This is a genomic window from Microbacterium xerophyticum (assembly GCF_053543555.1).
The window spans coordinates 855486-859933 of the sequence record NZ_JBLVOB010000006.1; the positions used below are offsets into that span (position 1 = coordinate 855486).

A 4448-nucleotide genomic window follows, 5' to 3' on the forward strand; every position below is an offset into this window, starting at 1 on the left:
CCCCCCCCGTCGTTCGTCAGGTCCATCAGCGACCAATGACCCCTTGCAGGACGATCTACCGGCTGACTCAACCGCGAGGGCGACTACCTCCTCGGTGAGGAAACGACCGGATGAAACGACGCCCCCGCCCGTGGGTGAGGGTGATAGTTTTACTGCCCGGAAGCAAGAACGCCGCAAGCTTGTCCTCATCAGCCATCTTTGGCCTATCCCTTCGTCATCCTGCCCAATCCGCTCACGATTTGCGCGCGAATGTCGCCCTCTCTGGGCCCGATCGCACCATGGGTTTGCAACTTCGCATTGGCGCAGATTCGCATCGCTTCTTCGCCATCCCAGTCAGCGCACGCCTACTGTCTGAGGATGGGGAAGCCCGATCCCGGTCGACGCACAATCTGTCGCTTTCATCAGGTGAATTGTCATTACCCCAGAGCGCGCGGCGACTTCGTTATAATTCCGTGATATAGCTAGCGACGCTGAGGTCGTCCCGCGTCGATCAGGTGCGTCGACTGAGCACCCTCGCCTGCAGCAACGCAAAGAACCATTCCATGTCCGCGTCATCGCCGGCCGTGCCAACTCCGCCCATCAGGCCGACCAAGCCGTGGTGAGGGACGGTGCGGAGAGCTTTCCGAGAGCGAGATCCACGGAGCGCGCCAGCGTTGTTGAGCGCGTTCACGACCAGGCGGAACTTCATCCGCGCGACTATGGAGTGCCCGACGATCTTATTACTGAACATTTCTTTGACGGCGCAGCCCCCGGTCACAGGGGAACCGATAACCACCCCCATAACCACGGGTTGGAGCTCAAAGTGCCCAACCCGTCAAGCACGCGCTTGCCCGAATGCACCTGCGACGAGGCGCCACACGCCCACCTCAATGCGCCTCGTGGTGCTGCATGCGCCGAAGCGGGCAGTGTTCAGAGCCGGATCTCGCCAAGACGCGGGATCGCGGACCACATCACCGAGGTGTAGTGCGGGTCAAAGATCGCGTGGTAACCACGGTGTGCCAAAACAGTACCGGACCCTCGATGGCGCCCTTGCGCGCCATGTCGGTGATGGCCGCGACGGCCTTGCCCGTGTAGACCGGATCGACGACGATTCCTTCGAGACGCGCCATAAGATCGATGGCTTCCATAACACCCGGAGCGGGCCTACCGTAACCCTCGCCGAGATACGCCTCCGTCAGTTCAAGATCGGCGGCCGTGATCTGGACACCAGGAGCGAGCAGGCTCGCAGCTTCATTCGCGAGGCGAAGATAGGTACCAGGAACATCGTCGTAGACCTCACCAGCGACCACGACGCCAACGATACGAGTGGACGCTTGCTGGATGGCCCGCCCCAGGGCGAGACCGGCGTGCGTGCTTCCTGCAGAACTCGCGTGCACGATCGTTCGGAAGTCCGCACCCTGGGCGCGGATCTGCTCTTCGGCCTCGATATACGCGCGCGCGAAGCTCGTTGCGCCTCGTCCTGTCGCCGATCCGATCGGCAGCCGGTACACGCGCTCCCCGGCACCCTCCAACTCCTGAACGACGTCCTCGGTGAGTCGCGCAAGTCCCACCCACGAGACATCACCGACCAATCGAAGATCAGCCCCGAACAGAGCATCCAAGAGCAGATTGCCCGCAGGCTCCTTGGGCTCGTCATGACACAGCACGAGTGTGCACTTCATCCCGATCGCCGCCGCGGCCGCCGCCGCGGCACGTGTCGCGTTCGAGTGCCTCGACCCCTCGGTCACGATGTGTGTCGCGCCGAGAGCTTGCGCATAAGCGAGTTCCATCTCCAGCTTGCGCAATCATGGTCAACTGCGTGTGGCCGATTGGCCTGACCCGTCTCGCAGGGAAACTAGAAGACCGTCAACTAGCGGAAGTCATGAAACAATTTGATCCGCGCCTCGTCGCAGAAGCAATGATCTTCCTCAGCAGCCAAAACAACACCGCCACCGGAGAAATGTTCACCGCCGCGGGGAACGGAATCGTAGCCCGCAACGACATGTACGGCTCTTCTGGATTCCGCCATCCGGAGCTCACCGCGGAACTCGTCGGCGAACACATCTCGGAAATCCGGGACATGACCAAGGCGCGTCCACTCTGGGGCAAAGAAGGCGCGGCATGGCAAACCGCCCTTAGGTAGTAACGAACGAAGACACTGAATCCGACCTGCTATGCGCCGAACACGACCCAAATCGTCCGCGCAGACGCCCAGAGGTGACGCAGATGCTGGCGTCAGATACGCGCGGTGGGACGGGCACGGTAGTCGTCGCGTGGAGTGACATCGAGGGGGGTGGCCGCGCGTCCGGCAGCGGAATATGCGCGCCAGGAGCGAGGTTCTAGACATCAGAAAGCCCGGATAGGCGTTCTCACCCCTACACCTCCCGTCGCACTCAGTGCGGAGACGCGTGGATCCTTCCGGCGCGGAGGCGTCTGTCATGGACACTAGTGCTCGGCGTCAACGATCGAGTGTCCGAGCTAGCGGCAGGCGACCCGCAAGGGGCTTTGCCACGCGAGAGGCGCGCCGCAACGCGTCGTTCCAGACACTGTCGGGCTGCGCGCCTGAGATGCCGAAACGCCGGTCGATGACCGTGAACGGCACCCCGTTGGCCCCCAGGGCGCGCGCTTCGTCGATGTCGGCTGCGACGACGGAATCGAACAACTCCGGGTCGATGGCGACCCTCCGCGCCATGTCGGGGTCGAGGCCGCCGCGCTCGGCAAGGGCGACGATCGTGTCCCGATCGTTGAGCGCGAGCCCTTCGCTGAAGTAGCCGGTGAAGAACGACTCCAACACAGGAATGCCGACCCCGCGCGTCTCGGCGGCGGCGACGAGGCGGTGCGCGGTGCGGGTGTTGCAATGCTGCATGATCTCGTAGTCCAGCCGCACCCCGACCTCTGCCCCTGCCGCGATGATCGGCGAAAGTGAGCGATCCGAGTCGCCCCGGCTCGTGCCGGGGTACGCCGTCGTCCAGAACTCCCGGATCGGCAACGTGTGCTCATGAGGCGCTGTCGGATGCAGCTGAAAAGCGCGGTGTATAAGCCGGACCTCCACCCGGGCCCGGTCGACGGCGAGCTCGAGGCGGCGCTTGGCGATATAGCACCAGGGACAGACGATATCCGACCACATCTCTACGGTGAGCACTCCACCCACCAAAGCCTGCCCCGAACCTGACGGGCCCTTCGGGCTGGTCGTCGTCATAGCAGGCTCTTCAGGGTGGTGGCGTCGACCGGTGTGCCCGGGTCGGTGGCGAGCCGGTGGGACCAGTCCCCCTCGGAATCACGGACGTAAGGGGCGACGAACGCGGCGGTTCCCAGCCCGAACCGGGTGCTCGCGGCAAGGTATCCCACGTCGACCGCGTCCCACCCGAGCTGGTCCAGCAGACGGGTCGCCTCCGCTTTCGCGGCGGTGTCATCACCGGCGATCGGGAGAGCACTGCGATCAGCCGCCCCGGCGGGACGAGCGAGGAGTTCGATGTGGCGGGCGAAGATATTGCTGAACACCTTCACGACCCGCGCCTGATCCAGGTGCCGCTGCAGGAGTACCGCTGGCGGCGTCTCGGCGGTGACCTCTGTCGCGACGGCCGCGTCACGGCGGGGATCGAAGTTCATCGCGTCGAACACCAGCGCGTTCTTGAAATCCGACGGCGAAAGCTCCCGGTAACGCCAGAACGGAATCGCAACCAGCACCCCTCCCGATGCCTCAGCGGCCTCAACGGCCGTGCCCGCACGCGCCCGGGGCCCAAGTTCAGCCACGACATCTTTCAACGTCCGCGGACCGCGGGAGTTCGCGATCACCACGTCGAACCCCGCCTGTGTGGCCAGCCGGGCGACCGTGCCGCCGATGTTGCCGCTTCCCACAATCCCCAATGTCGTCATCGCCTTGCTCCTAACCTGCGGGTGAAGGATGGGCGCCAGCCGGCGCACACCCTATTGTTTGCGTGAATGTTCACGGGATGAACACTACCGCATTGCGTGAACATTCACGCGAACCGGGTAGGGTGGGTGGTATGACAGCAACGGACGCACGCGAAACACGCCCGGTCATGCCGGAGGAATGCACCCTCGCCGACGGAGAGTGGGAGACGTGGCGTGCGATCACGCTTCTGGTGACCACTCTCCCGGCCGTGTTCGACACGCAGCTGCAGCGCGACTCTGATGTAAGTTTTCTGGAGTACACGGTGATGGCGCACCTGTCGAGCCGTCCGGATCGCTCCACGCGCCTGTCCGATCTCGCCGCCCACGCGAACTGCGAACGCTCCCGCCTCTCGCACCTCCTCACCCGTCTGGAGACCCGTGGATTCGTCACGCGGGCACCCGACCCCGACGACGGCCGCCACATGACAGCCACCCTCACCCGCGCTGGGCACGCCCATCTGGCCGCGGCCGCGCCCGGCCACATCAGCCTCGTCCGCTCCCTGATCTTCAACAGACTCGACCCCACCCAGCAACAGCTACTGCGCGAGATCGCC

5 protein-coding genes are annotated in these 4448 nt (G+C 64.4%); 2 read left to right on the forward strand and 3 right to left on the reverse strand.

The window, feature by feature from the left end:
• Positions 1-950: 950 nt before the first annotated feature.
• Positions 951-1769, reverse strand: a complete 819-nt coding sequence (locus tag ACNPNP_RS10810; protein WP_448966021.1) for a 1-aminocyclopropane-1-carboxylate deaminase/D-cysteine desulfhydrase — start codon at positions 1767-1769, stop codon at positions 951-953.
• A gap of 92 nt (positions 1770-1861) precedes the next feature.
• Here ACNPNP_RS10810 and ACNPNP_RS10815 point away from each other — a divergent pair, with 92 nt between their 5' ends.
• A complete protein-coding gene (locus ACNPNP_RS10815; RefSeq protein ID WP_448966022.1) occupies positions 1862-2122 on the forward strand; it encodes a hypothetical protein in 261 nt (86 codons plus the stop codon).
• Between the two features lie 315 nt (positions 2123-2437).
• Here ACNPNP_RS10815 and ACNPNP_RS10820 read toward each other — a convergent pair whose 3' ends face one another.
• The gene (locus ACNPNP_RS10820) at positions 2438-3178 is read right to left on the reverse strand and encodes a DsbA family oxidoreductase (protein ID WP_448966023.1); all 741 of its coding nucleotides are present in this window, start codon (positions 3176-3178) and stop codon (positions 2438-2440) included.
• Positions 3175-3903 (reverse strand): NADPH-dependent F420 reductase, encoded by a 729-nt coding sequence (locus ACNPNP_RS10825; protein WP_448966024.1) that lies wholly within the window; start codon positions 3901-3903, stop codon positions 3175-3177. The genes ACNPNP_RS10820 and ACNPNP_RS10825 overlap by 4 nt, the downstream gene beginning before the upstream one ends.
• Positions 3904-3986: 83 nt before the next feature.
• On the opposite strand from ACNPNP_RS10825, the gene ACNPNP_RS10830 reads away from it, so the two are divergent.
• A partial coding sequence (locus tag ACNPNP_RS10830; RefSeq protein WP_448966025.1) for a MarR family winged helix-turn-helix transcriptional regulator occupies positions 3987-4448 on the forward strand: 462 nt, incomplete at its 3' end.